This is a genomic window from Kineococcus sp. AC630, from assembly GCF_979255925.1.
Genome location: NZ_CEEDMJ010000005.1, coordinates 166,665 through 192,873 on the forward strand (window position 1 = coordinate 166,665; position 26,209 = coordinate 192,873).

The 26,209-nt window shown below is 72.0% G+C and carries 24 protein-coding genes, 4 tRNA genes and 1 pseudogene; 17 read left to right on the forward strand and 12 right to left on the reverse strand.

Annotated elements, in window-relative coordinates:
• Positions 1 to 3: 3 nt before the first annotated feature.
• Together AC0I8G_RS07390 and pgsA are read right to left on the reverse strand one after the other, a co-directional pair.
• A complete protein-coding gene (locus AC0I8G_RS07390) occupies positions 4 to 948 on the reverse strand; it encodes a phosphatidylinositol mannoside acyltransferase (RefSeq protein WP_471729348.1) in 945 nt (314 codons plus the stop codon).
• Positions 945 to 1,562: a phosphatidylinositol phosphate synthase gene (gene pgsA, locus AC0I8G_RS07395; RefSeq protein WP_471729349.1), complete on the reverse strand. Its 618-nt coding sequence runs from the start codon at positions 1,560 to 1,562 to the stop codon at positions 945 to 947. The genes AC0I8G_RS07390 and pgsA overlap by 4 nt, the downstream gene beginning before the upstream one ends.
• A 100-nt stretch (positions 1,563 to 1,662) precedes the next feature.
• Between pgsA and AC0I8G_RS07400 the strand changes: the two genes are divergently transcribed.
• Positions 1,663 to 2,133 carry a hypothetical protein gene (locus AC0I8G_RS07400; RefSeq protein ID WP_471729350.1) on the forward strand — a complete coding sequence of 157 codons (471 nt, stop codon included), beginning with the start codon at positions 1,663 to 1,665 and terminating at the stop codon, positions 2,131 to 2,133.
• On the forward strand, positions 2,130 to 2,990 hold the full coding sequence (locus tag AC0I8G_RS07405; RefSeq protein WP_471729351.1) for a hypothetical protein: 861 nt from the start codon (positions 2,130 to 2,132) through the stop codon (positions 2,988 to 2,990). The genes AC0I8G_RS07400 and AC0I8G_RS07405 overlap by 4 nt, the downstream gene beginning before the upstream one ends.
• Here AC0I8G_RS07405 and AC0I8G_RS07410 read toward each other — a convergent pair.
• From AC0I8G_RS07410 to AC0I8G_RS07435, 6 genes are all read right to left on the reverse strand, one after another.
• Positions 2,939 to 3,307, reverse strand: coding sequence for a thiol-disulfide oxidoreductase DCC family protein (locus AC0I8G_RS07410; protein WP_471729352.1), 369 nt, complete (start codon positions 3,305 to 3,307; stop codon positions 2,939 to 2,941). The two genes, AC0I8G_RS07405 and AC0I8G_RS07410, sit on opposite strands and share 52 nt — an antisense overlap.
• A complete protein-coding gene (locus AC0I8G_RS07415; protein ID WP_471729353.1) occupies positions 3,304 to 3,888 on the reverse strand; it encodes an HIT family protein in 585 nt (194 codons plus the stop codon). Before AC0I8G_RS07415 ends, AC0I8G_RS07410 begins: the two co-directional genes overlap by 4 nt.
• Position 3,889: 1 nt before the next feature.
• On the reverse strand, positions 3,890 to 5,872 hold the full coding sequence (gene thrS / locus AC0I8G_RS07420) for a threonine--tRNA ligase (RefSeq protein WP_471729354.1): 1,983 nt from the start codon (positions 5,870 to 5,872) through the stop codon (positions 3,890 to 3,892).
• A gap of 51 nt (positions 5,873 to 5,923) precedes the next feature.
• Positions 5,924 to 6,478: an MOSC N-terminal beta barrel domain-containing protein gene (locus tag AC0I8G_RS07425; RefSeq protein WP_471729355.1), complete on the reverse strand. Its 555-nt coding sequence runs from the start codon at positions 6,476 to 6,478 to the stop codon at positions 5,924 to 5,926.
• Between the two features lie 17 nt (positions 6,479 to 6,495).
• Positions 6,496 to 6,567: transfer RNA gene (locus tag AC0I8G_RS07430), tRNA-Val, on the reverse strand.
• A 70-nt stretch (positions 6,568 to 6,637) separates the two neighbouring features.
• Positions 6,638 to 7,192, reverse strand: coding sequence for a TIGR02611 family protein (locus AC0I8G_RS07435; protein ID WP_471729356.1), 555 nt, complete (start codon positions 7,190 to 7,192; stop codon positions 6,638 to 6,640).
• A gap of 370 nt (positions 7,193 to 7,562) precedes the next feature.
• On the opposite strand from AC0I8G_RS07435, the gene AC0I8G_RS07440 reads away from it, so the two are divergent.
• The 6 genes from AC0I8G_RS07440 (at position 7,563) to AC0I8G_RS07465 (ending at position 10,929) form a co-directional block, all read left to right on the forward strand.
• The gene (locus AC0I8G_RS07440) at positions 7,563 to 7,991 is read left to right on the forward strand and encodes an SsgA family sporulation/cell division regulator (protein ID WP_328295838.1); all 429 of its coding nucleotides are present in this window, start codon (positions 7,563 to 7,565) and stop codon (positions 7,989 to 7,991) included.
• A 194-nt stretch (positions 7,992 to 8,185) separates the two neighbouring features.
• Positions 8,186 to 8,258: transfer RNA gene (locus AC0I8G_RS07445), tRNA-Gly, on the forward strand.
• Positions 8,259 to 8,292: 34 nt separating this feature from the next.
• Positions 8,293 to 8,366 (forward strand) — tRNA-Cys (locus tag AC0I8G_RS07450).
• A 35-nt stretch (positions 8,367 to 8,401) separates the two neighbouring features.
• Positions 8,402 to 8,476, forward strand: a tRNA-Val gene (locus AC0I8G_RS07455).
• Between the two features lie 216 nt (positions 8,477 to 8,692).
• Positions 8,693 to 9,928, forward strand: a complete 1,236-nt coding sequence (locus tag AC0I8G_RS07460) for a glycosyltransferase (RefSeq protein ID WP_471729357.1) — start codon at positions 8,693 to 8,695, stop codon at positions 9,926 to 9,928.
• 71 nt (positions 9,929 to 9,999) lie between these two features.
• Complete coding sequence (locus tag AC0I8G_RS07465) at positions 10,000 to 10,929, forward strand: hypothetical protein (protein ID WP_471729358.1); 930 nt, start codon at positions 10,000 to 10,002, stop codon at positions 10,927 to 10,929.
• 13 nt (positions 10,930 to 10,942) lie between these two features.
• Here the strand turns inward: AC0I8G_RS07465 and AC0I8G_RS07470 are convergent, their stop codons facing one another.
• A complete protein-coding gene (locus tag AC0I8G_RS07470; protein ID WP_471729359.1) occupies positions 10,943 to 11,890 on the reverse strand; it encodes a YihY/virulence factor BrkB family protein in 948 nt (315 codons plus the stop codon).
• Positions 11,891 to 12,089: 199 nt separating this feature from the next.
• On the opposite strand from AC0I8G_RS07470, the gene glgX reads away from it, so the two are divergent.
• From glgX to AC0I8G_RS07495, 5 genes are all read left to right on the forward strand, one after another.
• The gene (gene glgX, locus AC0I8G_RS07475; protein WP_471729360.1) at positions 12,090 to 14,231 is read left to right on the forward strand and encodes a glycogen debranching protein GlgX; all 2,142 of its coding nucleotides are present in this window, start codon (positions 12,090 to 12,092) and stop codon (positions 14,229 to 14,231) included.
• A 14-nt stretch (positions 14,232 to 14,245) separates the two neighbouring features.
• Positions 14,246 to 16,669 carry a malto-oligosyltrehalose synthase gene (gene treY, locus AC0I8G_RS07480; protein ID WP_471729361.1) on the forward strand — a complete coding sequence of 808 codons (2,424 nt, stop codon included), beginning with the start codon at positions 14,246 to 14,248 and terminating at the stop codon, positions 16,667 to 16,669.
• Positions 16,670 to 16,766: 97 nt separating this feature from the next.
• The gene (gene treZ, locus AC0I8G_RS07485; RefSeq protein WP_471729362.1) at positions 16,767 to 18,506 is read left to right on the forward strand and encodes a malto-oligosyltrehalose trehalohydrolase; all 1,740 of its coding nucleotides are present in this window, start codon (positions 16,767 to 16,769) and stop codon (positions 18,504 to 18,506) included.
• Positions 18,507 to 18,510: 4 nt separating this feature from the next.
• Positions 18,511 to 19,158 carry an NUDIX hydrolase N-terminal domain-containing protein gene (locus AC0I8G_RS07490; RefSeq protein ID WP_471729363.1) on the forward strand — a complete coding sequence of 216 codons (648 nt, stop codon included), beginning with the start codon at positions 18,511 to 18,513 and terminating at the stop codon, positions 19,156 to 19,158.
• A gap of 53 nt (positions 19,159 to 19,211) precedes the next feature.
• Positions 19,212 to 20,294 (forward strand): HoxN/HupN/NixA family nickel/cobalt transporter, encoded by a 1,083-nt coding sequence (locus AC0I8G_RS07495; protein ID WP_471729364.1) that lies wholly within the window; start codon positions 19,212 to 19,214, stop codon positions 20,292 to 20,294.
• Here the strand turns inward: AC0I8G_RS07495 and zapE are convergent.
• Positions 20,259 to 21,299: a cell division protein ZapE gene (zapE, locus tag AC0I8G_RS07500; RefSeq protein ID WP_471729411.1), complete on the reverse strand. Its 1,041-nt coding sequence runs from the start codon at positions 21,297 to 21,299 to the stop codon at positions 20,259 to 20,261. The genes AC0I8G_RS07495 and zapE overlap by 36 nt on opposite strands.
• A 155-nt stretch (positions 21,300 to 21,454) precedes the next feature.
• Here zapE and AC0I8G_RS07505 point away from each other — a divergent pair, with 155 nt between their 5' ends.
• The 4 genes and pseudogenes from AC0I8G_RS07505 (at position 21,455) to AC0I8G_RS07520 (ending at position 24,236) form a co-directional block, all read left to right on the forward strand.
• Positions 21,455 to 22,363 (forward strand): sulfurtransferase, encoded by a 909-nt coding sequence (locus tag AC0I8G_RS07505; RefSeq protein ID WP_471729365.1) that lies wholly within the window; start codon positions 21,455 to 21,457, stop codon positions 22,361 to 22,363.
• A gap of 71 nt (positions 22,364 to 22,434) precedes the next feature.
• Positions 22,435 to 22,848, forward strand: a complete 414-nt coding sequence (locus AC0I8G_RS07510) for a SufE family protein (RefSeq protein ID WP_471729412.1) — start codon at positions 22,435 to 22,437, stop codon at positions 22,846 to 22,848.
• A 76-nt stretch (positions 22,849 to 22,924) separates the two neighbouring features.
• Positions 22,925 to 23,515 (forward strand): annotated as a pseudogene (gene ribA, locus AC0I8G_RS07515) (GTP cyclohydrolase II); the annotation flags it as partial.
• 4 nt (positions 23,516 to 23,519) lie between these two features.
• Positions 23,520 to 24,236, forward strand: coding sequence for a RibD family protein (locus AC0I8G_RS07520; protein ID WP_471729366.1), 717 nt, complete (start codon positions 23,520 to 23,522; stop codon positions 24,234 to 24,236).
• Positions 24,237 to 24,273: 37 nt separating this feature from the next.
• Here AC0I8G_RS07520 and AC0I8G_RS07525 read toward each other — a convergent pair whose 3' ends face one another.
• Both AC0I8G_RS07525 and AC0I8G_RS07530 read right to left on the reverse strand, forming a co-directional pair.
• On the reverse strand, positions 24,274 to 24,681 hold the full coding sequence (locus AC0I8G_RS07525) for a PPOX class F420-dependent oxidoreductase (RefSeq protein ID WP_471729367.1): 408 nt from the start codon (positions 24,679 to 24,681) through the stop codon (positions 24,274 to 24,276).
• On the reverse strand, positions 24,678 to 26,192 hold the full coding sequence (locus AC0I8G_RS07530) for a cryptochrome/photolyase family protein (protein ID WP_471729368.1): 1,515 nt from the start codon (positions 26,190 to 26,192) through the stop codon (positions 24,678 to 24,680). Before AC0I8G_RS07530 ends, AC0I8G_RS07525 begins: the two co-directional genes overlap by 4 nt.
• Positions 26,193 to 26,209: the final 17 nt, after the last annotated feature.

The following is a 26,209-nucleotide window of genomic DNA, read 5'->3' on the forward strand; positions in this document are numbered from 1 at the left end:
CGCTCACCCGTTCCGCAGGTCGGCGGGGAACACCGGTTGCAGCACGTGCCACTCGTCGGGGTGGGCCCGGACGGCCGCGGCGAGCACGTCGGCGCAGGTCTGGGTCATCGCGGCGATGGCCCGGTCGCGGTGGCCCCGGACGGACTCCCCCGTCCGGCGCACCGGGACCTCCACCCGCGGGTGGGTCACGACCACCAGCACCCGGCCCTGCGCTCCGACCTCGTGGTGCAGGGTCATCGGGAACAGCCCGGCGCCGGTGAGGACGGCGAGCGCCGCGGGTCCCGGGGCCATCCGGACGCGGTCGCCGAGGAAGTCGACCTCGACGCCGGTGGCGGACAGGTCGCGGTCGGCGAGCAGCGGGACGAGGGCACCGGCCCGCAGCCGGCGCACGAGGGTAGGGAACGTCGCCGGGTCCCCCAGCGGGAGGACCTCCATCCCGAGGCCGCGGCGGAAGGCGAGGAACTCCTCGTAGACCTCCTCGGGCCGCAACCGTTCGGCGACGGTGACGACGTGGTGCAGGTCGTGGGCCGACCAGGCGGCGGCGTGGTCCCAGTTGCCGAGGTGACCGAGGAAGGCGACGGCGCCCCGACCGGCGGCGAGTTCGGTCCGGAGCGCTTCCCCCCCGTCCATGCGGACGGTGTCGACGATGCGCTCCCGGCTCCACCCGGGTAGCGCGAAGGCGTCGAGCCAGTAGCGGGTGTAGCTGCGGAGACCGTCGCGGACGAGGGCGTCGAGCTCGGCCGGCGTCGCCTCGGGGCGGGCCCGGGAGAGGTTGCGGCGCAACTGCTCCACGCGTTCCCCACCGCGGGCGGTGACGCGATCGGCGACCCGGGTGCAGGCGGCGACGGCGAGGGGTTCGGGGACGCTGCGGGCCAGGCGCCAGCCGAGCCGGAAGGCGGTGGTCACGAACCGGTCGCGGGTGCGGCGCAGGGAGGTGCGGGGGGTCATGCGGGGTGGTCGGCCAGCGCCTGCCGGCGGACCGTCGACATGCGCTGCACGATGGTGACGACGCTGGCGAGGGCGAGCAGACCGAGGACGACCTGCAGGAAGGGCAACGGGACACCGAGGCCGACGAAGCCGGCGCCGACGAGGACGGCGACGAGACGCTCACCGCGTTCGGCGATGCCGACGTTGGCCGTGTAGCCGAGGCCCTCGGCGCGGGCCTTCACGTAGGACACGATGCTGCCGAACACGAGGCAGGCCAGGGCGAGCCCGGCGGTGAGCTCGTCGTTCCCGCCGCGGGCGAACCAGATGACCAGCCCACCGAAGACGGCGCTGTCGGCGAAGCGGTCGAGGCTGGAGTCGAGGTAGGCGCCCCACTTGCCGGACCGGCCGAGGATGCGGGCCATGATCCCGTCGATGGTGTCGAACAGCACGAAGACCGTCACGGCCAGCGAGGCCCAGAACAGGTGCCCCGTGGGGTAGAGGACGAGGGCGCTGAGCACGGTGCAGACCGTGCCGAAGACCGTCACCATGTCCGGGGTCACCCCCAGCCGCAGCAGCAGCCGCGCCAACGGGGTGAAGACCTTCGTGACCACCGCACGCGCGTACCTGTTGAGCATCGTCTCGTCGTCCGTCGGGGTCGGGGGGCTCCAGGGTAGCGTCGGCGCGCCCACGCTCCGGTCGCCCGCGCCGGGTGGCGCGATCACTAGGGTTCGGGCTGTGCACCACCTGTCCCGTCCCGCCCGGTGGTGGCGCACCGCTCTCGCCCTGACGTTCCTGGTCGCGCTGGTCCTGGGCACCCTCCGCTTCGACGACGACCGCTGGCCGTTCGCCCCGATGTCGCAGTACGCCTTCGGGGTGGACCTGAACGGCGAGATCCGTTCGACGCGGGTGGAGGCCGTGACCGTGGACGGCGCCGAGGTCGACGTGCCGCTCTCCCCCGGGGGAGTCGGGCTGCGCCGGGCGGAGGTCGAGGGTCAGTTGCGCCGCTTCGTCGACGACCCGTCGTTGCTGGAGGCGATCGCGGCGGCCTACGCCACGCGCCACCCCGGCGCGCCGCGCTACGCGGAGGTGATCCTGGTCCAGGACGTCAGCGCGCTGCACGACGGGACGGTGGTGGGGAAGAGCACCGAGGTCCTCTCCACCTGGGCCGTCCCCGATCCGCGGCACCCGCTGGGGTGCTGCTCGTGAGCGCGTGGCGCACGTGGTGGTTCCCCGCGGTCCCGTTGCGGCGGATCGCTGCGCTCCGGGTCCTGCTGTACGCCTTCGTCGTCTGGGACGCGTGGCGGATCACGACGTGGCCGTTGTCGCACGGGGACGTGCCGGCGCAGCTGTACCGCCCGATCCTGCTCTTCCGTGCGCTGCACGTGCCGGCGCCGACGCACGTGGTCACCCACCTCGACCTGTGGGTGCTGACCGTCACCGCACTGGTGGCGGCGAGCGGACGTCTGCCCCGGGTGGCCGGGGCGGTCTGCGCGATCGCGTACCTGTACTGGCTGGGCAACGGCTTCAGCTACTCCAAGATCGACCACGACCACGTCGCCCTGCTGGTGGCGTTGCTGGTCCTGCCGACCGTGGGCCGTGCGGGTACCCGCGGCGGGCCGAGCGAGTCCGCCGGCTGGGCGGTGCGCTGCATCCAGGTCGCGACGGTCTGCACGTACTTCCTCGCCTCGCTGGCCAAGGTGCGTTTCGGGGGCTGGGACTGGGCGAACGGGGCGGTGACGACGTGGGCGTTCTCCCGCCGGGGCAACGGGCTCACCGACGCGTTGCAGCGGATCCCGTTCTTCGTCGTCGGGATCCAGTGGATCGTCATCGTCGCGGAGTTCTGCTCCCCGGTGATGCTGTGGCTGCGGGGCCGTGCGCTCGCCGCGGCCATCCTGTTCTGGGGGTTCTTCCACCTGGGCACCTACCTGACCCTCGGCATCCACTTCCTGCCCACGGTGGTCTGCCTGCTGGCGTTCGTGCCGTTGGAACGGTTGTCGGTGCGGGGTCTGCGTCAGCGCTGGGCGGGCAGGGCGCAGGCGGGGGTCCCGCCGGGCAGGCGCTGACGGTTCCGGGCGACCCAGCGGTAGCCGAACCCGGCCAGGGCGTTCAGCCCCGGGAGCTGCAGCAGGCGACCGGCCACCGGCAGTGGGAAGGCGCCGTGCCGCAACAGCACCGCCACCGCGTCCTGGGCCGAGGAGATCCACCGTTGCGCGTCGACGAACTGCAACGCCCGGTCGCAGGCCTCGGGGGTCAACCCGAGGGAGGAGAGGTCGAGGGTCTGCCAGGCCGCGACGTCCACGTCGGCCCGCAACGCCGGGACGAATCCGGCGAGGCGGGTGCAGATCCCGCAGTCCCCGTCGAAGACCAGGACCGGCTTCACCCGCGGGTCCAGGCCTGGGCGAGCCGTGACCGGGTGTCCTCCAGCAGTTCCGGCATCGCCTTGGTCCGCCCGACGACGGGCAGGAAGTTCGCGTCGCCCTCCCAGCGCGGGACGACGTGCTGGTGCAGGTGGGCGGCGATCCCGGCCCCGGCGACCGCGCCCTGGTTCATCCCGACGTTGAACCCCGACGGGTTCGAGGCGGCGGTCAGCGTGTGGATCGCGGCCCGCGTGAAGGCGGTGAACTCGGCCAGCTCGTCGGTGTGGAGGTCGACGTAGGCCGAGACGTGCCGGTACGGGCACACCATGAGGTGCCCGGGGTTGTACGGGAACAGGTTGAGCACGGCGAAGACGTGCTCGCCGCGGTGCACGATGAGCCCCGCGTCGTCGGCGAGGCCGGGCGCCCGGCAGAACGGGCAGCTGCCCGGTTCCCCGTCGGCCGGCTTCTTCTCGCCCTGGATGTAGGCGAGGCGGTGGGGGGTCCACAACCGGGCGAACCCGTCGGGTTCCCCCGCGAACCGTTCGGCCGGCTCGACCCCCACCGCCTCGTCGCCGATCGGGTCGTCGATCGGGTCACCGCTCACGTCAGACCTGCACCCGGTCACGCACGGCGGCGGCGATCCGCGCGACCGCGTCGTCGACGGGTACGCCGTTCTCCTGGGAGCCGTCGCGGAAGCGGAAGGACACCGCTCCGTTCTCGACGTCCTCGGCCCCGGCGATGAGCAGGAACGGGATCTTCTGCTTGGTCCAGGTGCGGATCTTCTTCGGCATCCGGTCGTCGGCGTCGTCCACCTCGACCCGGATCCCGGCGGCGCGCAGCTTCTGCGCGACCTCCTGCAGGTGCGGGACGTGCGCGTCGGCGACGGGGATCCCCACGACCTGCACGGGGGCCAGCCACGGGGGGAACGCCCCGGCGTAGTGCTCGACGAGGACGCCGAAGAAGCGTTCCAGCGAACCGAACTTGGCCGAGTGGATCATCACCGGCTGCTGCTTGGTGCCGTCGGCGGCGGTGTACTCCAGCTCGAAGCGGGCGGGCTGGTTGAAGTCGTACTGGATGGTCGACATCTGCCAGGTGCGGCCGATGGCGTCCTTGGCCTGCACGGAGATCTTCGGTCCGTAGAACGCGGCCCCGCCGGGGTCGGCGACGAGTTCCAGCCCGGTCTCCTTCGCCGCGGTCTCGAGGACCGCGGTGGCCTTCTCCCACTCCTCGTCGGAGCCGATGAACTTCGCCGAGTCCCCGCGGGTGGAGAGTTCGAGGTAGTAGTCGTCGAGGCCGAAGTCCTTGAGCAGGCCGAGGACGAAGTCGAGGAGGTGCTTGATCTCCCCCGGTGCCTGGTCCTGGGTGACGTAGGAGTGCGAGTCGTCCTGGGTCAGCCCGCGGACGCGGGTGAGGCCGTGCACGACGCCGCTCTTCTCGTAGCGGTAGACGGACCCGAACTCGAAGAACCGCAGCGGCAGCTCCCGGTAGGACCGACCGCGCGAACGGAAGATCAGGTTGTGCATGGGGCAGTTCATGGCCTTGAGGTAGTACTTCGAGTTCTCCAGCTCCATGCCGGGGAACATCGTGTCCTCGTAGTACGGCAGGTGCCCGGAGGTCTCGAACAGACCGCCCTTGGAGATGTGCGGGGTCCCGACGTAGGAGAACCCCTCCTCGATGTGGCGGCGACGGACGTAGTCCTCCATCTCCCGCTTGATCACCCCGCCCTTGGGGTGGAAGACGACCAGGCCGGACCCGATCTCGTCGGGGAAGGAGAACAGGTCCAGTTCCGCCCCAAGGCGACGGTGGTCGCGACGTTCGGCCTCCGCGACGCGTTCCTGGTAGGCCTTGAGCTCGTCCTTGGACGGCCACGCGGTGCCGTAGATGCGCTGCAGCTGCGGGTTCTTCTCGCTCCCGCGCCAGTAGGCCGCGGCCGAGCGCGTCAGGCTGAACCCGATGCCGACGAGGCGCGTGGTCGGCAGGTGCGGGCCGCGGCAGAGGTCCTTGAAGGCCACGGAGTCGTCGCGCTTGAGGTTGTCGTAGATGGTCAGCCCGCCCTCGCCGACCTCGGCCGAGGCGCCCTCGGCCGCGTCCGCGACACCACCGGGGGCGGCGCTCTTGAGGCCGATGAGCTCCAGCTTGTACGGCTCGTCGGCCATCTCCGCGCGGGCCTCGTCGTCGGAGACGTCGCGACGGGCGAAGCGCTGCCCCTCCTTGACGATGCGCTGCATCGTCTTCTCGATGACCTTGAGGTCCTCGGGGGTGAAGGGGCGCTCGACGTCGAAGTCGAAGTAGAAGCCGTCGCGGATCGGGGGGCCGATGCCGAGCTTGGCCTCGGGGAAGTGCTGCTGCACGGCCTGGGCCATGACGTGCGCGGTCGAGTGGCGCAGCACGGCGAGGCCCTCGTCGGAGGAGATGAGGACGCCCTCGACGTCGTCGCCCTCGGCGAGGACGTGGGAGAGGTCGCGCAGTTCGCCGTTGACCTTCGCGACGACGACGGCGCGGTCGTCGGCGAACAGCTCCCCTGCCGTGGTGCCGGCGGCCACCTGCTGGGTCTCCCCGGATCGGGTGATGCTGAACTGGGCCGACACGTGGGGCCTCCGCTGGTCTGGGCTGCTGGTGCTGGGACGGACCGCTCGACTCTACCCAGGGGGGTGCACGCGGACCTCGTCCCCCACCCGCAGCACCCCGCCCGTGGCGACCTGCGCGAACAGCCCCGCGCAGTGCCGGGGCGCTCCCCCCAGCCGCAGCACCGCCGCGCCGATCGAGCAGGTCCACCCCTGCAGGTCCGCGGCCGGGGGTTCGTCGGCGCCGAACTCCACGACGAGGTTGGCCCGCGAGGAGTCCCCGGCGTCCGGCTCCCGTCGCTGGCCGAGGCTGACGAGGTGCACGGGAGCCACCTGCCGCGCTCCGCCGTCGACGGGCGCGAGCCGTGCCCCGGGCACGGCCAGGAAGTCCGCGAGCACCGTCCCGTCGGGGGTGCGCAGGTGGGGTTCGAGGGGGTCCCCGGCGAGGGCGAGCCCGCGCAGCGCGGGGTGCCGCTTGGCGGCGAGGACGTGGCCCGCCTCGTCGACGACCGCGTGGCCGCGGTCACCCAGGAGGCCGTCGGGGCCGAGTTCGGCCGTGGTGAGGGAGAGCCCCGGGACGGACTTCACCGGGAAGAGGTGGATCTCGCGCAGGACGCCGACGAGGGTCATGTCCTGATGATGCTGGGTGGGCGATACTGGGTTCGAACCAGTGACCCCTTCGGTGTGAACGAAGTGCTCTACCACTGAGCTAATCGCCCGAACGTCGCGCTGAGCGCGTCCGGCCCGAGAACCATACCGTGACTCGGACCGTGCTCTCGACCGCCGCGGTCAGAGGCCGGGGACCCACTGCAGCTGGGCGGTGACGACCTCGGGCGTCCACGCCGGCAGCCCCTGCCAGGCGAGGTAGCCCCAGAGCAGGGCCGCGACGACGGCGGCGGTTCCCGTCCCCAGCGCCGCGCGGGTCGCCAGGGAGCGGCGCGCGAGCCACCGGGCCCAGCGGTGGACCTGACGTTCCCCGAAGTGCTTGAGCCGCTGGGCGGAGGAGAACTCGGTGCCGAGGACGGCGAGCCCGAGGAACACCACGAGCCAGCCGGGGCCGGGCAGCGGCACCAGCACGAGGCCGAGCAGGACGACGAACGCGCCGACGGCCCCGACGACGGCGCGGTAGACCCGGTTCTTGCGGGTGTCGGCGCGGATCCGCTCGCGCTGGGCGTGCAGGGCGGCCCGGGTCCGCCGCACCCGGTGCTGGTGGGCACTGACCGGGGCGTCCACCCCGGTCACCACGGGGTGCGGCGCGGTCGGTGGCGACGGCAGCGACGCCCCCCCGGCGCGCGCCCGGTGCTCCACCCGCCCGTCCAGCTGCCCGTCCAGCTGCCCGTCCACTCGCCCCTCCACCGCGCCGTCCTGGTCCCCACGTCCGTGTTCGTGCACCGTCCGCACCGCTCACCCTCCGTCCACGACCTGCCGACTCCTCCAACGCACGGACGGGTCGCGACGCTCCCGCCGGAGGTGGAGGTTTCGCGTCGACCCGTGGTGAGAACCGTCACAGCGGCCCACCGGACGGCCGTTGACCTGCGCAGACACCCCCTCGTAGGCCCACGACCCCGCCGTGGCCGAACGGTGGGGGAACCTCGGGCGACACGCCGGCGTCCCACTTGCGTCGTTCGGGTGTTTCAAGCGCGCAGTTGGTGGGAAACTCATGGACACGGTCGCTGGAGCCCGTCAGCGGCCATGAGCACACACGGAGGTCGACGTGCCTGCATTGCCGCACCGCAAGACCGAGGTCGACGTCGACGTGTCGCTGCGCCTCCGGACCACCAGTGGTCCGGGACTCCCCGTCCCCGCCAGCCTCCACTACGGAGCTGACGACCCGTACGCCATCCACGCGGTCTTCCGCGGTGGCGACACGGACGTGGAGTGGGTCTTCGCACGGGACCTGTTGAGGGAAGGACTGACCGCACCCGCCGGCACCGGCGACGTGCAGGTGCGGCCCTGTTCCGACACCCTCGACGGCCGCCCCCGGGTCCTGCTCCGCCTGTCGTCCCCGGACGGCAACGCGGAACTCGAAGCCGACGAGGCCGACGTCCGGCGCTTCCTGCGCCGTGCCGACGCCCTCGTCCCCCCGGGCCGCGAGACCCGCCACCTGGACCTGGACGAGCTCATCGCTCGCCTGGTGTCCTGACGCACCGGCAGACGACGCACGAACGCGAGCGAACCCGCCCCGGCACTGTCGCCGCGGCGGGTTCTCCCGTGTCGCAGCTCTTCCGTTCCCTGCGGCCGCGTGAGCCGGGAGGGGATTTGGCCTTGTGGCCGACGTCGGCTAATGTTTTCAACGCCACGGGGAACCGGCCGGGAACGGCAGGGAAACCAGGGCATGCGGACGTAGCGCAGTTGGTAGCGCATCACCTTGCCAAGGTGAGGGTCGCGAGTTCGAGTCTCGTCGTCCGCTCGGAAGTCGGCACAACGGGGCCGTGAGCCTCTACGGTGGAGTGGCCGAGAGGTTAGGCAGCGGCCTGCAAAGCCGTCCACACGGGTTCGAATCCCGTCTCCACCTCCACTCGCAGTCGGGTAGCTCCCGACCGTGGGTACCGAGGGCGATTGGCGCAGCGGTAGCGCGCTTCCCTGACACGGAAGAGGTCACTGGTTCGATCCCAGTATCGCCCACCAGCACGTGAAGAGGGTCGGGTCCGGAAACGGACCCGACCCTCTTCGTCGTCCCGGCCGCCCCCGCGACGCCTCCCGGGTTCCGGTACACGGTCTCGCCAGTGAAACCGCGGAGAGTCACGAAAGTTCACCCACGCGGACCAACGCCTTGCCTGCCAACGGGTTAACGAATTCGTAACACGCCTGTCACGGAGCCGCGGAGTACGTACGGTGACGGCCATGTCCTCCGCACACCCCGGCCGCCCGGCGCTGCGCGTGCTGTTCGTCCAGGGCCACCTCCGGGAGAACGGCGGCCTCCGCGTCGTCAACGCCCTGGCGGCCCGCTTCAGCGCCGACGGGGTCCGGACGGGCGTCTTCGCCCTGGAGGAGGTCGACGGCGAGGAGGCCGTGGCGCTCCCCCCCGACGGCGTCGCGCTGCGCTACGGCGCCCACCACGCCCTCCCGGCCGCCCGCCGGCTGCCCACCGGGCTCCTCGCCCTGCTGCGCACCGCCCGCGGCTACGACGTCGTGGTCTCCGGCTCGGAGATCGGCCACGGCCTGCTCGCGGCGTCCCTGGTCGCCCGCACCCTCGGCAAGCCCTTCGTGGTCCTGGCCCAGGGCGACCTCGACCAGGCGATCGCCGCCTGGGTCCCCGCCAAGCTGCAGTCCGCCACGCGGTGGGTGCACCGCCACGCGGACGCGGTGATCGCCGTCTCCCCCGGTCTCGTCCCGGGTCTGCTGGCCAACGGCCTCCCCGCCGAGCGCGTGCACGTCGTCGTGAACGGCGTCGACGTGGACGAGGTGCAGGAACGGGCCGTGACCGACCGTGCCGCCCCCGACCCGGTGCCCCGGCGGCCGCGCCTGCTGGCGATCGGCCGGCTCACCTCGCACAAGGGCTTCGACCTGCTGCTGCGCGCCTCGGTCGGTGTCCGCGACCGCGGGTTCGACCACGACCTCGTGATCGCCGGCGAGGGCCCCGACCGGGCCGCCCTCGAGCAGCTCGCCGCCGAACTGGGCGCGGACCACGTCAGCCTGCCCGGGTTCGTGGAGAACCCGGCGGCCCTGCTGGCCCAGGCCGACCTCTTCGTCTCCTCCTCCCGCACGGAGGCGATGCCGTTGACGCTGCTGGAGTCCCTGGCCCTGGCCGTCCCCGTCGTCGCCACCGACTGCTGCGAGGGCTCGCGACTGCTGCTGGACGACGGTCGCTACGGGGACCTCGTCGCGCCGGAGTCCGTCGAGGCCCTCACCGAGGCGATCGCCGCCCACCTGGGCGACCAGCGGCGGTTGCGGCACGCCGCCGCGGCCGGACCGGCCTTCGCCCGGCGGTTCGAACCGCGTCGCCTCGCCCGCGAGCACCTCGCGCTGCTGTCCCGGATCAGCGGAGCACCGCTGCCCGCGTTCGCGCCGCTGCCCGTCGCCACCGGGGACACGTTGCTGAGGACGCACCGGGGTCCGTCCCTCGGCAGCACCACCTGACCCACCGCACGTCCCGCCCGACCGACCCATCGAAACCACCGCATCCCTCGAAGCCCTAGGAGCTCCTCACCGTGCGCGCGCTCGACCTGGTCCGTTTCCTCTCCACCAGCGCAACGACGCGCACCGCCCCCGACACCCCCACCGCCCTGCGAGCCCGTCTCGCCGGCGCCGCCACCAGGGCGCTCGAGGCGGGCCGCACGGTCCGCACCGAGGTTCCCCGCGAACTGCGCGAACGCACCACCGAAGCCTCCCTCGCCGCGTTCCTCACCGCCTACGTCGACGACCGCGAGAGCGGCGCCACCGAGGGCGGGCGGCACGCGCTCCGCTACGCCCTGCACCACCCCTCGGCCACCCTCGGCGCCGTCGGAGCCGTCCTGCGCCTGCCCGTCGCCCCCGCGGCGCTGGGGGACGGACCGGCCGGCGAGATCCTCCGCTCCACGCTGCTGGCCCGCCACCTCGGTGGACTGACGGTCGCCTCGACCGGGGTCGCCGTCCTCGACGTGCCCGCCGACGGTGGTGACTACGTGCTGGGCGCGGCCCGTCAGACGCTGCGCCGCAAGGTGCGGGCGGCGCAGAAGAAGGGCGTGGCGTTCCGCTTCGTCGAGGACCCGGCGGAGCGCGCGGCCCTGCTGGAGCGCGCCAACGCGGCCGAGCAGGCGCACGCCGACACCCAGTACCGGGTGGACACCCCCGACAACTCCGACCTGCTGCTGCACGACCTCTGGCTGGTGGCGACCGACGCCGACGGTGAGGCGATCATGCTGTCGGTGACCCCGGTCGACGGCGAGTGGGCCCTGTTGCGCTACTTCCGCACCCTGGGCGCCTCCCCCGCCCACAGCGACGCCCGCTACCTGCTGATGCCGGCCCTGGTCTCGGCCCTGGCCGAGCGCGGGGTGCGCCACCTCGTGGACTCGACCCCGCCGCCGCAGCTGTCCAACGGCCTGCGCCACTTCCAGCGCATGGTCGGCTACCGCTACGCCCGGGTGCGGGTCGTGCGCTGACCCCTGCGGGGGATCAGGGGACCCAGCGACGCCGCTCGGCCGCCTGGCGCCGGGCGGCCTCGCGGGCCGCGGTCTTCGTCGGGTCCGGCCACACCCGGTCCACGGCCGAGTTCAGGGCCGCGCCGATGAGCACCGAGATGGCCAGGAAGTAGAACCAGATCAGCACCACGACGGGTGCTGCGAGCGGCCCGTAGATCGAGGTCGAGGGGCCGGCGATCGAGAGCGCCAGCGAGCGGCGCAGCACCCACGAGACGAGGAACCACCCCAGCAGCGCCAGCAGCGCCCCGGGCAGGTCGCGCCACCAGCGGGACCGCACGGGCGTCGAGAGGTGGTAGAGCGTCGTGAGGCAGAAGACCGAGAGCACCAGGACGACCGGCCAGTAGAGGTGCGACAGCACCCGCACGTTCGCGGGCAGCCACTCCTGCAGCAGGCGCGGGCCCACGAGCACCAGCGGCACGACGACGACCCCCACGAGCAGCGCCACCAGGTAGGTGGACAGCGACAGGATCCGGGTCCGGACGATGCCGCGGTGCCCGCCGAGCCCGTACATGATCGCGATGGTGTCGACGTAGACGTTGAGGGCGCGCGAGCCCGACCACACGCTGACCAGGAACGCGAGCACCGTGAGGTCGGCCCGGCCCTGCGTGGTGACGGAGTCGAAGGTCGGCAGGATCACGTCGGCGATGGCCTGGGACGTGAAGACGGCCTCGGTGATCCGGGCGAGCTGCTCGCGCACGGCGGCGACGTCGTCGGCTCCCAGCCAGCGCCCGAGGTAGCCCAGGCTGGCGACGACGCCGAAGACCAGCGGCGGCAACGAGAGCAGGGCGAAGAACCCGCCCTCCGCCGCCAGACCCGTGACCCGGAAGCGCATGCAGGCCCCGACGGTCGCGGTGGCCAGGGCCCGGGCGTCGCGCCACACCCTCCCCGGCCACGACAGGGTCAGGACAGGCTGCTGGTGCATCGTCTCCTCGGGGTCCCGCAGGTGGTCCAGACGGTGGTCCGCCTCGCTCGCCGGACACGGCGGGTCCGCAGGCGTCCGGACACCGTAACCGGGCCCGGAGCCCGGCCGCGGGAGGCGCCCCGGGAGGTGGCACGGTCCCCGACCCGCCATGATGGGCCGGTCACGCCCACTTCGAATCCCTTCCGGAGGGAACCCCGCGATGCAGATCTGGCCCGGACGGCCCTATCCCCTCGGCGCCACGTACGACGGCGCCGGGACGAACTTCGCCCTCTTCTCGGAGGTGGCCGAACGGGTCGAGCTGTGCCTCATCGCCGACGACGGCACCGAGCAGCGGTTCGACGTGCCCGAGGTCGACGGGTTCGTCTGGCACGCGTACCTGCCCTCGGTGATGCCCGGTCAGCGCTACGGCTTCCGCGTGCACGGCCCGTTCCACCCCGAGAGCGGATCGCGCTGCCAGCCGGAGAAGCTGCTGCTCGACCCCTACGCGAAGGCCATCGAGGGCCAGGTGGACGGCGACGAGTCGCTGTTCTCCTACTACTTCGACCGCCCGGACGAGGTGAACGTCGAGGACAGCCTCGGCCACACGATGCTCTCGGTCGTCGTGAACCCCTTCTTCGACTGGGGCAACGACCACCGCCCCGGCCACGAGTACCACGAGTCGGTGATCTACGAGGCCCACGTCAAGGGTCTGACGATGCAGCACCCCGACGTGCCCGAGGACATCCGCGGCACCTACGCCGCGATGGCGCACCCGGCGATCATCGAGCACCTCACCTCCCTCGGGGTGACGGCCGTCGAGCTCATGCCGGTGCACCAGTTCGTGCAGGACACCCACCTCGTCGACAAGGGCCTCTCGAACTACTGGGGCTACAACACCATCGGGTTCTTCGCCCCGCACAACGCCTACTCCTCCAACGGCCAGCGCGGTCAGCAGGTGCAGGAGTTCAAGTCGATGGTGCTCGCGCTGCACCAGGCGAACATCGAGGTCATCCTCGACGTGGTCTACAACCACACCGCCGAGGGCAACCACATGGGCCCGACGCTGTGCATGCGCGGCATCGACAACCAGGCCTACTACCGCCTCGTCGACGGCGACCAGAAGCACTACTTCGACACCACCGGCACCGGCAACAGCCTGCTGATGCGCCACCCGCACGTCCTGCAGCTCATCATGGACTCGCTGCGCTACTGGGTGACGGACATGCACGTCGACGGTTTCCGCTTCGACCTCGCCGCGACGCTGGCCCGCCAGTTCCACGAGGTCGACCGGCTCAGCGCCTTCTTCGACCTCGTGCAGCAGGACCCGATCGTCTCCCAGGTCAAGCTCATCGCCGAGCCCTGGGACATCGGCGAGGGGGGCTACCAGGTCGGCGGCTTCCCCCCGCTGTGGACGGAGTGGAACGGCAAGTACCGCGACTCCGTGCGCGACTTCTGGCGCGGGGAGCCCGAGTCGCTGGGCGACTTCGCCAGCCGCATCAGCGGTTCCTCCGACCTCTACGAGCACTCCGGGCGCAAGCCCATCGCGAGCATCAACTTCGTCACCGCCCACGACGGCTTCACGATGCGGGACCTGGTGTCCTACAACGACAAGCACAACGCCGCCAACGGCGAGGGCGGCAACGACGGCGAGAGCCACAACCGCTCCTGGAACTGCGGGGTCGAGGGCGAGACGAAGGACCCCGAGATCATCGCCCTGCGGGCCCGCCAGCACCGGAACCTGCTGACGACGCTGTTGCTCTCCCAGGGCGTGCCGATGCTCCTGCACGGCGACGAGCTCGGCCGCACCCAGCGGGGCAACAACAACGTCTACTGCCAGGACAACGAGTTGTCCTGGGTCGACTGGGACCTCGACGACCCCCAGAAGGAGCTGCTGGCCTTCACCCAGCGCATCGTCGCCCTGCGCCGCACCGAGCCCGTCTTCCAGCGCCGGCGCTTCTTCGCCGGTGACGCCTCGCACGGCGGGGAGAGCGAGGTCGGCGACATCGAGTGGTTCACCAACGACGGCACCGAGATGACCGCCGCGGACTGGGCCGACCGGTCCAACCACACCGTCATGGTGTTCCTCAACGGGGAGGCGATCCCCGAACCGGACAAGCGCGGGGAGCGCATCGTCGGCGACTCGTTCCTGGTGCTGTGGAACCCGTGGCACGAGGCGGTGGAGTTCACGTTGCCCGAGAAGGTCTACGGCGACGACTGGGCCCCCCGCCTCGACACCGCCGACGACCAGGTCGGCATCGTCTCGATCTTCACCGAGGAATCGGCGTTCTCCCCGGGCGCGAAGCTGCCGGTGGCGGCCCGCTCGGTGCTCGTGCTCGCTCGTGGACCACTGGGAGAGAAGTGACCTACCGTCCGACCGTGGTGCCCGGGAGCACCTACCGGCTGCAGGTGCAGCCGGCCTTCACCTTCGACGACGCCGCCGCGCAGGCGGAGTACCTGGCGACCCTCGGCGTCTCGCACGCCTACCTCTCGCCGGTGCTGGCGCCCGCGAAGGGCTCCGAGCACGGCTACGACGTCGTCGACCACTCCCACCTGAACCCCGAGGCCGGGGGTCGGGAGGGCTTCGACCGGCTGGTGGCCGCGCTGCGTTCCGCCGGTCTCGCCGCGGTGGCCGACGTCGTCCCCAACCACATGGCCGTGCCCACTCCCGCCTCCGACAACGCGCAGCTGTGGTCGGTGCTCAAGGAGGGTCCGGACTCGCCCTTCGCCTCCTGGTTCGACGTCGACTGGTCGGTGCCGGACCGGGCGATCCTCATGGCCGTCCTCGGTCAGCGGATCGGGCAGGTCCTCGCCGCGGGCGAGCTGGCCCTGGACGACTCCGGCGACGAGCTCGTCCTGCGCTACTACGACCACGTGTTCCCGGTGCGTCCCGGCACCGAGAACCTGCCGCTGGCCGAGCTGGTGGACCGCCAGTGGTACCGGCTGGCGCACTGGCGGGTGGCCGACGAGGAGCTGAACTACCGCCGCTTCTTCGACGTCGACACCCTCGCCGCGATCCGGGTCGAGGACCCGGCCGTCTTCGACGCCTCGCACGCCCTGCTGCTGGAGCTGCTGCGCGCGGGTGACCTGCAGGGGTTGCGGATCGACCACCCGGACGGTCTCGCGGACCCCCGCGGCTACCTGCGCCGCCTGGCCGAGGTCACCCGCGAGGGGGACTCGAGCGCCTGGGTCGTCGTCGAGAAGATCCTCGAGGGCGACGAGACCCTGCCCGAGGACTGGGCGTGCGCCGGGACCACCGGCTACGACGCGTTGCAGCGCATCGGCGGGCTCTTCCTGGACTCCGCCGGGGCCGAACCGCTGTCCGCGCAGTACGCCGCGGTGACCGGTGAGAACCGGCCGTTCTCCACCATCGTCGACGAGGCGAAGCGCGAGGTCGCGGAGTTCGGCCTCTACGCCGAGGTCCACCGCCTGGTGGAGCTCCTCGCCGGCATCTGCCACGACCACGTCGACCTGCGCGACCACACCCGTCGCGGGTTGCACGAGAGCGTGCTCGAGCTGCTCGTCTCCATCGAGCAGTACCGCGCCTACGTGGTCCCGGGCGAGGCGGCACCGGAGGTGGCCGTCGAGGTCTTGGAGCACGCCGCCGAGGTCGCCGGAGCCCGCCTGCCCGCCGAGCGCCACGACACCCTCGCGGTCGTCGTGGACCTGGCGCTGGGCCGGGTCGCGACCGACGACGCGCGCGCGGCGGAGTTCATCGTCCGGTTCCAGCAGACGTGCGGCCCGGTGATGGCCAAGGGCATCGAGGACACCGCGTTCTACCGGTGGTTCCGGCTGAGCTCGCTCAACGAGGTCGGCGGCGAACCCACGAGGTTCGGGACCTCCCCGGAGGAGTTCCACTCCTTCGCCTCGGCGCTGGCGCGCGACTGGCCGGCCACGATGACGACGCTCTCCACCCACGACACCAAGCGCAGCGAGGACGTCCGCGCCCGCCTGTCGACGTTGTCGGAGTTCACCACCGAGTGGGCGGCCGCCGTCACCACGTGGCGGGAGCTGGCCACGACGCACCGGGCCGCGGAACTGGACGCCCGGACGGAACTGCTGATCTGGCAGACGCTCGTCGGCACCTGGGGCAGTTCGGGTCCGATCGCGGCGGAACGCCTCCTCGGCTACCTCCAGAAGGCGACCCGCGAGGCCAAGGACCACACCACGTGGACCGCCCCGGACGAGGCCTACGAGGCTGCGGTGGAACGGTTCGCGACGGGGGTCCTCGGTGACGCCGAGGTTCTGGCCGCCGTCGCCGAGTTCGTCGAGCTCACGGGCCCCGCGGCGCGGGTCGCGTTGCTGGGGCAGAAGTTCGTGCAGCTGACGATGCCGGGTGTCCCCGACGTCTACCAGGGCACCGAACTCGTCGACCTGTCCCTGGTCGACCCCGACAACCGCCGCCCGGTCGACTTCGCCGACCGCGCCCGCCGCCTGACGGCGCTGGACGCGGGCTCGGAGCCGACCGACTTGGACGACGAGAAGCTCCTCGTGGTCTCGCGGACCCTGCGGGTGCGCCGGGACCACCCCGAGGTCTTCATGGGCGCCTACTCCCCGGTCCCCACGACCAACGGCAACGCCGTCGCGTTCTCCCGCGGCCCGGCGGAGAACCCGGCCGTGGTGGCGGTGGCGACCCGCCTCCCGGTGTCGCTGGAACGTCTCGGCGGTTGGGGCGAGCACACCCTGACCCTCCCCGAGGGCCTGTGGCGCAACGTCTTCACCGGCGCCGAGGTCCCCGGTGGGGCCGCCCGCATCGCCGACGTCCTCACCGACCTCCCGGTGGCGCTGCTCGTCCGCGCCTAGCAACTTCTGGGGGACTTTCCACCCTTCCGCCGCGTGAGAAGGGTGGGAAGTCCCCCAGAAGTCGCAAGGGGGCGCGGGCTCCGACAAGCTGTGCACCATGCGGTTCGAACTGTGGGCGCCGGCGGCGCAAGAGGTGGAGCTCGTCCTCGACGCGGGACGGGTGCCGATGTGGCGCAGCGACTCCCCCCGTCCGGGGTGGTGGAGCGTCGAGGCCGAGGGCGCGGACGGCACCCGCTACGCGTTCTCCCTCGACGGGGGTGACCCGCGCCCCGACCCGCGCAGCGGCTGGCTGCCGGACGGGGTGAACGCCGCGAGCGCCGTGGTGGACCCGTCGCTCTTCACCTGGACGGACCAGAACTGGGCCGGCCGGGACGCCCGCGGAGCGGTGTTCTACGAACTGCACATCGGGACCTTCACCCCCGAGGGGACGTTCGCGGCGGCGGCGCAGAAGCTGGACCACCTCGTCGACCTCGGCGTGGACGTCGTGGAGGTCCTGCCGGTGTCGGCGTGGGACGGGCCGTGGAACTGGGGGTACGACGGCGTCGCCCCCTACGCGGTGCAGCACGAGTACGGCGGTCCGGAGGGTTTCGCCGCGTTCGTCGACGCCTGCCACGCGAAGGGTCTGGCCGTCGCGCTCGACTGCGTCTACAACCACCTCGGGCCCAGCGGGAACTACCTGGCGGAGTTCGGGCCCTACTTCACCGAGAAGCACGACACCCCATGGGGCGCGGCCGTGAACCTCGACGACGAGGGGTCGGTCGAGGTCCGTCGCTGGATCGTCGACAACGCGCTGCGCTGGTTCCGCGACTTCCACGTCGACGCCCTGCGCCTGGACGCCGTGCACGCCCTCGTCGACGACTCCCCCCGCCACGTCCTGGCGCAGCTGTCGGACGAGGTCGCGGAACTCGCCCGCCAGCTCGGCCGACCGTTGTCGCTGGTGGCGGAGTCCGACCTCAACGACGCGTTCATGGTCTCCCCCACGGCGCAGGGTGGCCAGGGGATGACCGCGCAGTGGGACGACGACGTGCACCACGCCCTGCACGCCTGGCTCACCGGGGAACGCCAGGGCTACTACGCCGACTTCGGCGACGCCGAGGTCGTGAAGACGACGTTCGAGGAGGCGTTCTTCCACGCCGAGCGGTTCTCCACCTTCCGCGGGGAGCAGTGGGGGAAGAAGGTCGACCGCGCGAACGTCCCGGGGACGGCGTTCCTGGGGTACCTGCAGACCCACGACCAGGTCGGCAACCGCGCCGTCGGCGACCGGATCGGGCACCTGCTCTCCCCCACCGCGCAGGCGGCCGGGGCGGCGCTGTACCTGTTGGGCCCCTTCACGCCGATGGTGTTCATGGGTGAGGAGTGGAACGCCTCGACGAAGTGGCAGTTCTTCACCTCCTTCCCCGACCCCGACCTCGGCAAGGCCGTCAGCACCGGGCGCCGCTCGGAGTTCGGCCAGCACGGCTGGGACGCCGAGGACGTCCCCGACCCGCAGGACCCGGCCACCAAGGAGGCCTCGGTCCTGCGCTGGGACGAGATCGACGCCGAGCCGCACGCGCGGATGCTGGCCTGGTACCGGACGCTGACCGGACTGCGTCGCGCCGTGCCGGACTTCGCGGCCGCGGACCTGCGCGAGGTCCGGGTGGACGTCGCGGGCAACGCCCTGGTCCTGCACCGGGGCCGGTACCGGGTCGTCGTCACCCTCGGGGAAGGCGCCGACGTCGAGATCGAGGGCAGTCCCCTCGAGGTCGTCGCCCAGTTCAGCGACGGCCCGGTCGCCGAGCTGCTCGGCGAAGGGGTGCGCACGTCCGCGGAGTCGGTGGTGGTGCTGCGGGTAGCGTGATCGGGTGAGCGAACCCGCCGACCTGGTCCGCACGGCCGCCGTCCGCATCGCGGCCCTGGCTCAGGACGGGTTGACCTTCGCGATCGGCGACCCCGCCAAGGACTACGACGCGGCCCGCTACCGGGAGCTGACCGAGCTCGCGGCGGATCTGCTGGCCGCGGTCTCCACCTCGCCCCGCGAGGTCCTGCGGGCGCTCCTGGACACCGACGCGGGGTACGCGACACCCAAGGTCGACGTCCGGGCGGGGGTGATCGACGACCAGGGTCGGTTCCTGCTGCTGCGCGAGCGCAGCGACGGGCTCTGGTCGATGCCGGGGGGCTGGGCGGACCCGGGTGACCGCCCGGCCCAGGCGGCGGTCCGCGAGGTGCTGGAGGAGACGGGCTACCCCGTCGAGGTGGTCAAGGTCGTGGGCGTCTGGGAGCGTGACGCCCGCGGCAAGCAGCCGCCGATGCCGGTGAGCGTCTTCCACCTGTACTTCCTCTGCACCGTCTCCGGGGACCGCGTCGCGGCGAGCGAGCTCGAGACCCTGGACGTCGGCTGGTTCGGCTTGGACGAGTTGCCGGAGCTGTCGCAGCGGCGCATCAACCGCTGGGAGCTGGAACGGATGATGGCCCACCACCTGGACCCGTCGCTGCCCACCGAGTGGGACTGACGCGTTAGGCTCCCCGCTTGTTGCCAGTGACTTGCAACAAGCGAGGAGTGAGCGTGTCCGTCCTGTCCGAGCCGTCCCGCGCCGCCGGCCGCTCCTGGAGCGGCCTCGACACCCGACGCCTGCTGCGTCTGCTGGCCGTCGTCGCGGGGTTGCACGTGCTCGGGTGGGGTGTCCTGGGTCTCCTCGTCGTGCCGCACGAGTTCTCCGTGGGCGAGCAGGTCTTCGGCTGGGGGCTGGGACTGACGGCCTACGTGTTCGGGGTGCGGCACGCCTTCGACGCCGACCACATCGCCGTCATCGACGGAACCACGCGCAAGCTCACGGGGGACGGCCAGCGTCCGCTGTCGGTGGGTTTCTGGTTCTCCCTGGGCCACTCCAGCGTCGTGTTCGTGATGGCCGTCGTCGTGGCCACGGGCGCGAGGTTCGCCTCCGGGCTCGTCACCGAGGGCAGTCCGGTGCACGACGCCCTCGGGGTGTTCGGCACGAGCGCCGCGGGGATCTTCCTCTGGGTCATCGGGCTGGTGAACCTCGCCGCACTGGTCGGGATCCTGCGCACGGCCCGGATGCGCCGTCGCGGGGAACTCGACGACGCGGCTCTGCACCAGCGACTGGCCCTCGACGGTGCGGTGGCCCGGTTGCTGCGGGGTTTCACCGCGAGGATCCGCTCCCCCCGCCAGATCTACCCCGCCGGGTTGCTCATGGGTCTGGGTTTCGACACGGCGACGGAGGTCGCGCTGCTCGTGCTCGCCGGGACGGCGGCCGTGACCCTGCCCTGGTACGCGGTCCTCGTGCTCCCGGTCCTGTTCGCCGCGGGCATGAGCCTGTTCGACACCCTCGACGGCGCCTTCATGAACCTCGCCTACGACTGGGCCCTGGCGAACCCGTTGCGGCGCTTGACCTACAACGGCGTGGTGACGGGGGTCTCGGTGGTCGTCGCGCTGGGCATCGGCACCCTCCAGCTGGTGTCGGTCCTGCACGACGAACTCGGCCTCGGCGGCGCCGCGACGTGGATCTCCGGCCTCGACACGGAGTACGTCGGGTACGCCGTCGCCGGGCTGTTCCTGCTCGTGTGGGCGGTCGCGCTGGTGTGGTGGCGACGCTCAGGCCGGCGCCGCACCCTCGCGCGCGAGGGCTGACAACCGCGACACCGCGCGCAGGTACTTCTTGCGGTACCCGCCGTTGATCAGCTCGTCGGTGAACACGGCGTCGAAGGGGACTCCGGACGCGACGACGGGGATGTCCCGGTCGTAGAGCCGGTCGGCGAGGACGACGAGGCGCAGACCCACCATCTGGTCGGTGACGGTGCTGACCCCACGGAGGCAGACCGCCGTGGTCTGGCCGACCATCGCGCCGTAGCGGCTGGGGTGGACCTGGGCCAGGTGGTTCAGCACGGTCGTGAAGTCGTCGAACGTCGCGCCCGGGCGGGCGGCGGCGGCGCGTTCGACGTCCTCGTCGGACAGCGGCGCGGGCGCGGGCTGCAAGCCGCGGTGGCGGTAGTCCTCGCCGTCGACGCGCTGCACGTCGAACTGCCCGGCCAGGGCCTGGATCTCGCGCTGGAAGTCCTGCGCGGCGAAGCGCCCCTCGCCCAGGGCCCCCGGCAGCGTGTTCGACGTCGCCGCCAGCTTCACCCCGCGGTCGACGAGTTCGCGCATCAACCGCGACATCAGGACGGTGTCACCCGGGTCGTCGAGCTCGAACTCGTCGATGCAGACCAGGGCGTTCGGCGCGAGCGCCTCGACGGCGGGCAGGAAGCCCAACGCACCGACGAGGTTGGTGTACTCGACGAAGGTGCCGTAGGCGGCGGTGCGGCCACCCTCGGTGACGACCTGGTGGTACAGCGAGGACAGCAGGTGGGTCTTGCCGACCCCGAAGCCACCGTCGAGGTACATCCCCGGCGCACCGCTCGGCGCGGCCTTGCGCTTGAAGAGGCCCGCCAGGCCCTTCGCCGGCGCTCCGCCCGCGAGGACGCGCTCCCCGAACGCACTCATCCCCGCGACGGCCTCGGCCTGGCTGGGGTGCTCGGGGGCGGGGACGTAGCTGGCGAAGCGGACGTCGGCGAAGCGCGGCGGCGGCACCAGCTCCGCGACCAGCTGCTGCGGGGGTACCCGCGGGTTGCGGTCTGCCAGGGAGTCCAGACGCATCTGAGAGCCGGTCACAGTGCTCCACAGTAGTGAGCGGTCGGTGGGGGCGGCGGTGGGGTCTGGCAGGATCGCGGCCAGCGGGAACGACCACGGCTGGGAACGACGGACCGCGCCGGGACGTTGCTGCAAGGACGACGACCGCTGGAGGAACCACCGTGAGCACGCTGCCCCTGGACACCGACGAGAAGCTCGCCGCCTACGCCCACCCCGAGAAGCTCGTGACGACGGGTTGGCTGGCGCAGCACCTCGGTGAGCCGGGCCTCGTCGTCGTCGAGAGCGACGAGGACGTCCTGCTCTGGGACACCGGGCACGTGCCCGGATCGGTGAAGGTCGACTGGCACACCGAGCTCAACGACTCCGTGACCCGCGACTACGTCGACGGCGCCGGCTTCGCCGCGCTGATGTCGGCCAAGGGCGTCCGCCGTGAGGACACCGTCGTGATCTACGGCGACAAGAACAACTGGTGGGCCGCGTACGCGCTGTGGGTCTTCACCCTCTTCGGTCACCCCGACGTCCGCCTGCTCGACGGCGGCCGCGCGAAGTGGGTCGCCGAGGGCCGGGAGATGACGACCGAGGCCCCCGCGCGTCCCGCGGCGGACTACCCCGTCGTCGAACGCGAGGACACCTCGATCCGCGCCTTCAAGGAGGACGTGCTCGCGCACATCCGCACCGGCAGCGGCGGCAAGCTGGTCGACGTGCGGTCCCCGCAGGAGTACACGGGCGAACGCACGCACATGCCGGACTACCCCGAGGAGGGCACCGTCCGCGGCGGCCACATCCCCGGTGCCGACAGCGTCCCGTGGGCTCGCGCCGCAGCCGAGGACGGCACCTTCCGCTCCCGCGAGGAACTCGCCGCGATCTACCAGGACGAGAAGGGCCTCTCCCCCGAGGACGACGTGATCGCCTACTGCCGCATCGGGGAACGCTCGAGCCACACCTGGTTCGTGCTCTCCCAGCTGCTCGGTTTCGGTCAGGTCCGCAACTACGACGGGTCCTGGACGGAGTGGGGCAACGCCGTGCGCGTCCCGATCGCCAAGGGGTCCGACAAGGGTTCGGCCCAGTGACCGCCGACGCGTCGGGCGCCGACCTCAGGGATGACCTCAGCGACGACCCGACCGCAGGGCTGCCGGCCCCGATGGCCGAGATCGTCGAGGACTTCCAGGCCCTGCCCGAGCGCGAGCGGCTGCAACTGCTGCTCGAGTTCAGCCAGGGCCTGAAGCCGCTGCCCCCGCAGTTCGAGGGGCACCTCGACAAGATGGAGCGGGTGGACGAGTGCCAGTCCCCCGTCTTCATCAACGTCGAGGTCGACGACGCCGACGCCGTGCACCTGCACGTCTCGGCGCCACCCGAGGCGCCGACCACGCGCGGTTTCGCGGGGGTGCTGCAGGAGGGTCTGGACGGCCTGCCCGCGGCGGTGGTGCTCGACCTGCCGGGTGACGTGTGTTCCCGGTTGGGGCTCGACCGAGCCGTCAGTCCGCTGCGCATGAGGGGGATGACGGGGATGCTGGCGCGGGTGAAGCGCCAGGTGCGCGTCGCCACCGTCACCTGAGGAGAGGGACGAGGACGTGACGTACACCCAGGAGTCGAGCCACGAGCTGCTGGCGGAGGACAACCGTGCCCTACCGGTGACGCGGATCTCCGAAGCACGACTGCCCACGACCTTCGGCACCTTCCGGGCCGTCGCCTACCGCCAGGCCGACGGGATCGAGCACCTCGCGCTCGTCGCCGGCGAGATCGGGGACGGGCACGACGTCCTCGTCCGGATGCACTCGGAGTGCCTGACGGGCGACGTCCTCGGTTCACTGCGCTGCGACTGCGGTCCGCAGCTGCACGCCGCGCTGGAGGCCGTCACCGCGGAGGGCCGCGGGGTCGTGCTCTACCTGCGTGGTCAGGAGGGGCGCGGCATCGGGCTGGCCGAGAAGATCGCGGCCTACGCGTTGCAGGAGCAGGGTCGCGACACGGTCGAGGCCAACCTCGACCTCGGTCTGCCCGTCGACTCCCGCGACTACGCCGGGGCCGTCGCCGTCCTGCGCGACCTCGGCGTCCGCGACGTGGAGCTGATGACCCACAACCCGGTGAAGGTCGAGGCGCTGGAGACCCACGGCGTGCCGGTCCTGCGCCGTCGGGACCTGCCCGTCGCCCAGACCCTCGACAACGTCCGGTACCTGCGGACCAAGCGCGACCGGATGGGCCACCGCCTCCCCGGTGTGAGCTGACCCGGTGAGCATCGACGCACCAGTCCGCCTCGGCGACTGGGACACCCTGCTGCGCCTGGCGCGCGAGGACGACCAGGTCCTCGTCGGGGCGGGGCTGCAGGAACGCTCCGGCGGCGACCTCGTCGACCGCTACGCGCCGCTGCTGCTCGCGGGGCGCACCGGGGTCGTCGCCCAGCTCGGGCAGAGCCTCGACGGCTGCATCGCGACGGCCTCGGGCGACTCGCACTTCGTCACGGGCGAAGCCGACCGCGAGCACCTGCACCGGTTGCGCGCACTGGTCGACGCCGTCGTCGTCGGGCCCGGCACCGTCCACACCGACGACCCGCAGCTGACCGTGCGGGCCGTCGAGGGGCCGAACCCGGTGCGGGTCGTCCTCGACCCGCGGGGAACCCTGCTCGACCGCGGGGTCCTGCGGGACCCCGCCACGGTCCACCTGGTCGGCGAGCAGGCCCGTTCGCCCCGGACCGTCCTGAAGACCCTGCGGGAGCAGGGGTTGCGCCGGATCCTCGTCGAGGGCGGCGGAGCCACGGTCAGCGACTGGGTCGCGGCCGGGTTGGTCGACCGGCTCTACCTCACCGTCGCCCCGCTCGTCGTCGGCCGCGGCGGTCGGCGGGGGATCTCGTTGCCCGACGTCGAACCCCTCACCGACTGCCTGCGTCCACCCGCCCGTCGTCACCTCCTCGGTGACGACGTCTGCTTCGAGCTCGACCTCCGCGCCTGATCGGTGGTCGGGGAAGGACCCAGCGCGGCGCCGAGGGTCAGTCGGTGACGGTGAGGACGACCCCGACCCGATCGCCCTGCATGCGTCCGCGGCGCTGCATGAACCCTTCGACCCGGGCGAACAGCTGGAACTGGAGGCCGTACTTGGCCGCGAGGACCCTCTCCACCTCGGGCAGTTCCCCCGGCCCGAGCAGCTCCGCCGTGCCGCGCACCGGGCGGCCGTAGGGTTTCCCGCGGTTGCTGCAGGGAGCGAGGAGCACCCGAGGTTCCCGGCGCAGGCGTTTGACCTTCCCCGTGGTGTCCTGGGTGACCAGGACGAGGCGACCGTCGCCGTACGGCGCCGCCCACACCGGCGTCGGCACGAGGCGCCCGTCACGACGGGACGTGGTGAGGAGCACGTAGGAGGACTTCCCCAGCAGTTCCGTCGCTCGCTGGACGTCGGTCACGGTGGACCACTACCTCTCTCGGCCTCCTGGTGGAGCACACCGTCGAGGTCCCGCAACCGGTCCAGGCCCCCCAGGGCCCGGGACATGCGCCGGTTGCCTCCCAGTTCCTCCCGGTGGCCGGCCAGGAAGTTCCAGTACCCCGCGGTGAACGGGCAGGCGTCCTCGCCCACCCGGACCTTGGGATCGTAGCGACAACCCCCGCAGAAGTCGCTCATCCGGTCGATGTACGCGCCGCCCGAGGCGTACGGCTTGGTGGCGAGGACACCGTGGTCGGCGTGCTGGGACATCCCGACGACGTTCGTCGTCATGACCCAGTCGTAGCCGTCGACGAAGTTGCGCCAGAACCAGTCGGCGAGTTCCGCCGGCCGGTAGCCGCGCTGCAGACCCCAGTTGCCCAGCACCATGAGCCGCGGGATGTGGTGGGCCCAGCCCTCGTCGCGGACGCCGGCCAGGACGTGGTGCAGGCAGTTCGCCTCCACCGCGTCGGCGTCGAGGTCGGCGAACCAGTCCGGGAGCGGCGACGTCGCCCCCATCGCGTTGCGGCCCTTGTAGTCCTCCCCCAGGTGCCAGTACAGGTGCCAGGTGTAGGAGCGCCAGCCCACGACCTGACGCACGAAACCCTCGACCGAGGCCAGCCGGACCCGGTGCTCACGGCCGTGCTCCTCCGCCCGGCGGGCCACCTCGACCGGGTCGAGCAGGCCGAGGTTCAGCGGGACGGAGAGCATCGAGTGCGCCATCCACGGATCGGCCGTGAGCATGGCGTCCTCGTAGACGCCGAACTGCTCCAACCGCTCGGACAGGAACCGGCGGAGCGCGCTCAGCGCCTCCCGGCGGGTCACCGCGAACCGACGCGGCCCGTCGTTGCCGCTGAACTCGACGCCCTCGTCGCGCACCATCCGGTCGAGGTCGGCGCGCACCTCGTCGTCGATCGCGTCCTCCGTGGGCCACCAGGGTTCGCGGACGTCGAGCGTCGCCTGCTTCGGCGGCGCCTCGCGGTTGTCGTGGTCGTAGTTCCACGAACCGCCGACCGGTTCGGCACCGTCCATCAACAACCCGTGCTGGCGACGGACGTCGCGGTAGAAGTCCTCCATGAGGAGTCGCTTCCCGCCCCGCCGGTCGGCCCACCCGGCGAACTGCCGCTCGGAGACCACGAAACCCCGCGAGGCGAGCACCTCGAGGTCGGGCACCCGCCGGACGAAGCGGCGGGAACGGTAGGACGTGGGGTCGCAGACGCTCACCGGCTCCCCCGACGCCGCGAGCCCGTCGCGGTAGGTCCCCGACCGGACGAACACCGCCTGGTCGCCGAGTTCCGCGGCGCGGTGCCGCAACGCGGAGAGGATCAGGTGCGCTTTGCGCCGGTGGTAGCGGGCACGCCGGAACACCTCGGTGGACTCGACGAGCAGCACCGGTTGCCCCGGGGCGTCGAGGAAGTGCGGGCCGAGCTGGTCGGCGAACAACCACCGCCGGGTGTCCGGCGAGCGGTCGGGCAGTTCCTGCGCGGCGACGTCCACGCGTCCACTCTGGGAGA

What these genes read in the sequence shown, in the direction of transcription:
- AC0I8G_RS07390 (WP_471729348.1), bottom strand. Translation starts at nt 948, where the DNA reads ATGACCCCCCGCACCTCCCTGCGCCGCACCCGCGACCGGTTCGTGACC.
- pgsA (WP_471729349.1), bottom strand. Translation starts at nt 1,562, where the DNA reads ATGCTCAACAGGTACGCGCGTGCGGTGGTCACGAAGGTCTTCACCCCG.
- AC0I8G_RS07425 (WP_471729355.1), bottom strand. Translation starts at nt 6,478, where the DNA reads ATGACCCTCGTCGGCGTCCTGCGCGAGATCCACCTCTTCCCGGTGAAG.
- AC0I8G_RS07460 (WP_471729357.1), top strand. Translation starts at nt 8,693, where the DNA reads ATGTCCTCCGCACACCCCGGCCGCCCGGCGCTGCGCGTGCTGTTCGTC.
- AC0I8G_RS07470 (WP_471729359.1), bottom strand. Translation starts at nt 11,890, where the DNA reads ATGCACCAGCAGCCTGTCCTGACCCTGTCGTGGCCGGGGAGGGTGTGG.
- glgX (WP_471729360.1), top strand. Translation starts at nt 12,090, where the DNA reads ATGCAGATCTGGCCCGGACGGCCCTATCCCCTCGGCGCCACGTACGAC.
- treZ (WP_471729362.1), top strand. Translation starts at nt 16,767, where the DNA reads ATGCGGTTCGAACTGTGGGCGCCGGCGGCGCAAGAGGTGGAGCTCGTC.
- zapE (WP_471729411.1), bottom strand. Translation starts at nt 21,299, where the DNA reads ATGCGTCTGGACTCCCTGGCAGACCGCAACCCGCGGGTACCCCCGCAG.
- AC0I8G_RS07510 (WP_471729412.1), top strand. Translation starts at nt 22,435, where the DNA reads ATGGCCGAGATCGTCGAGGACTTCCAGGCCCTGCCCGAGCGCGAGCGG.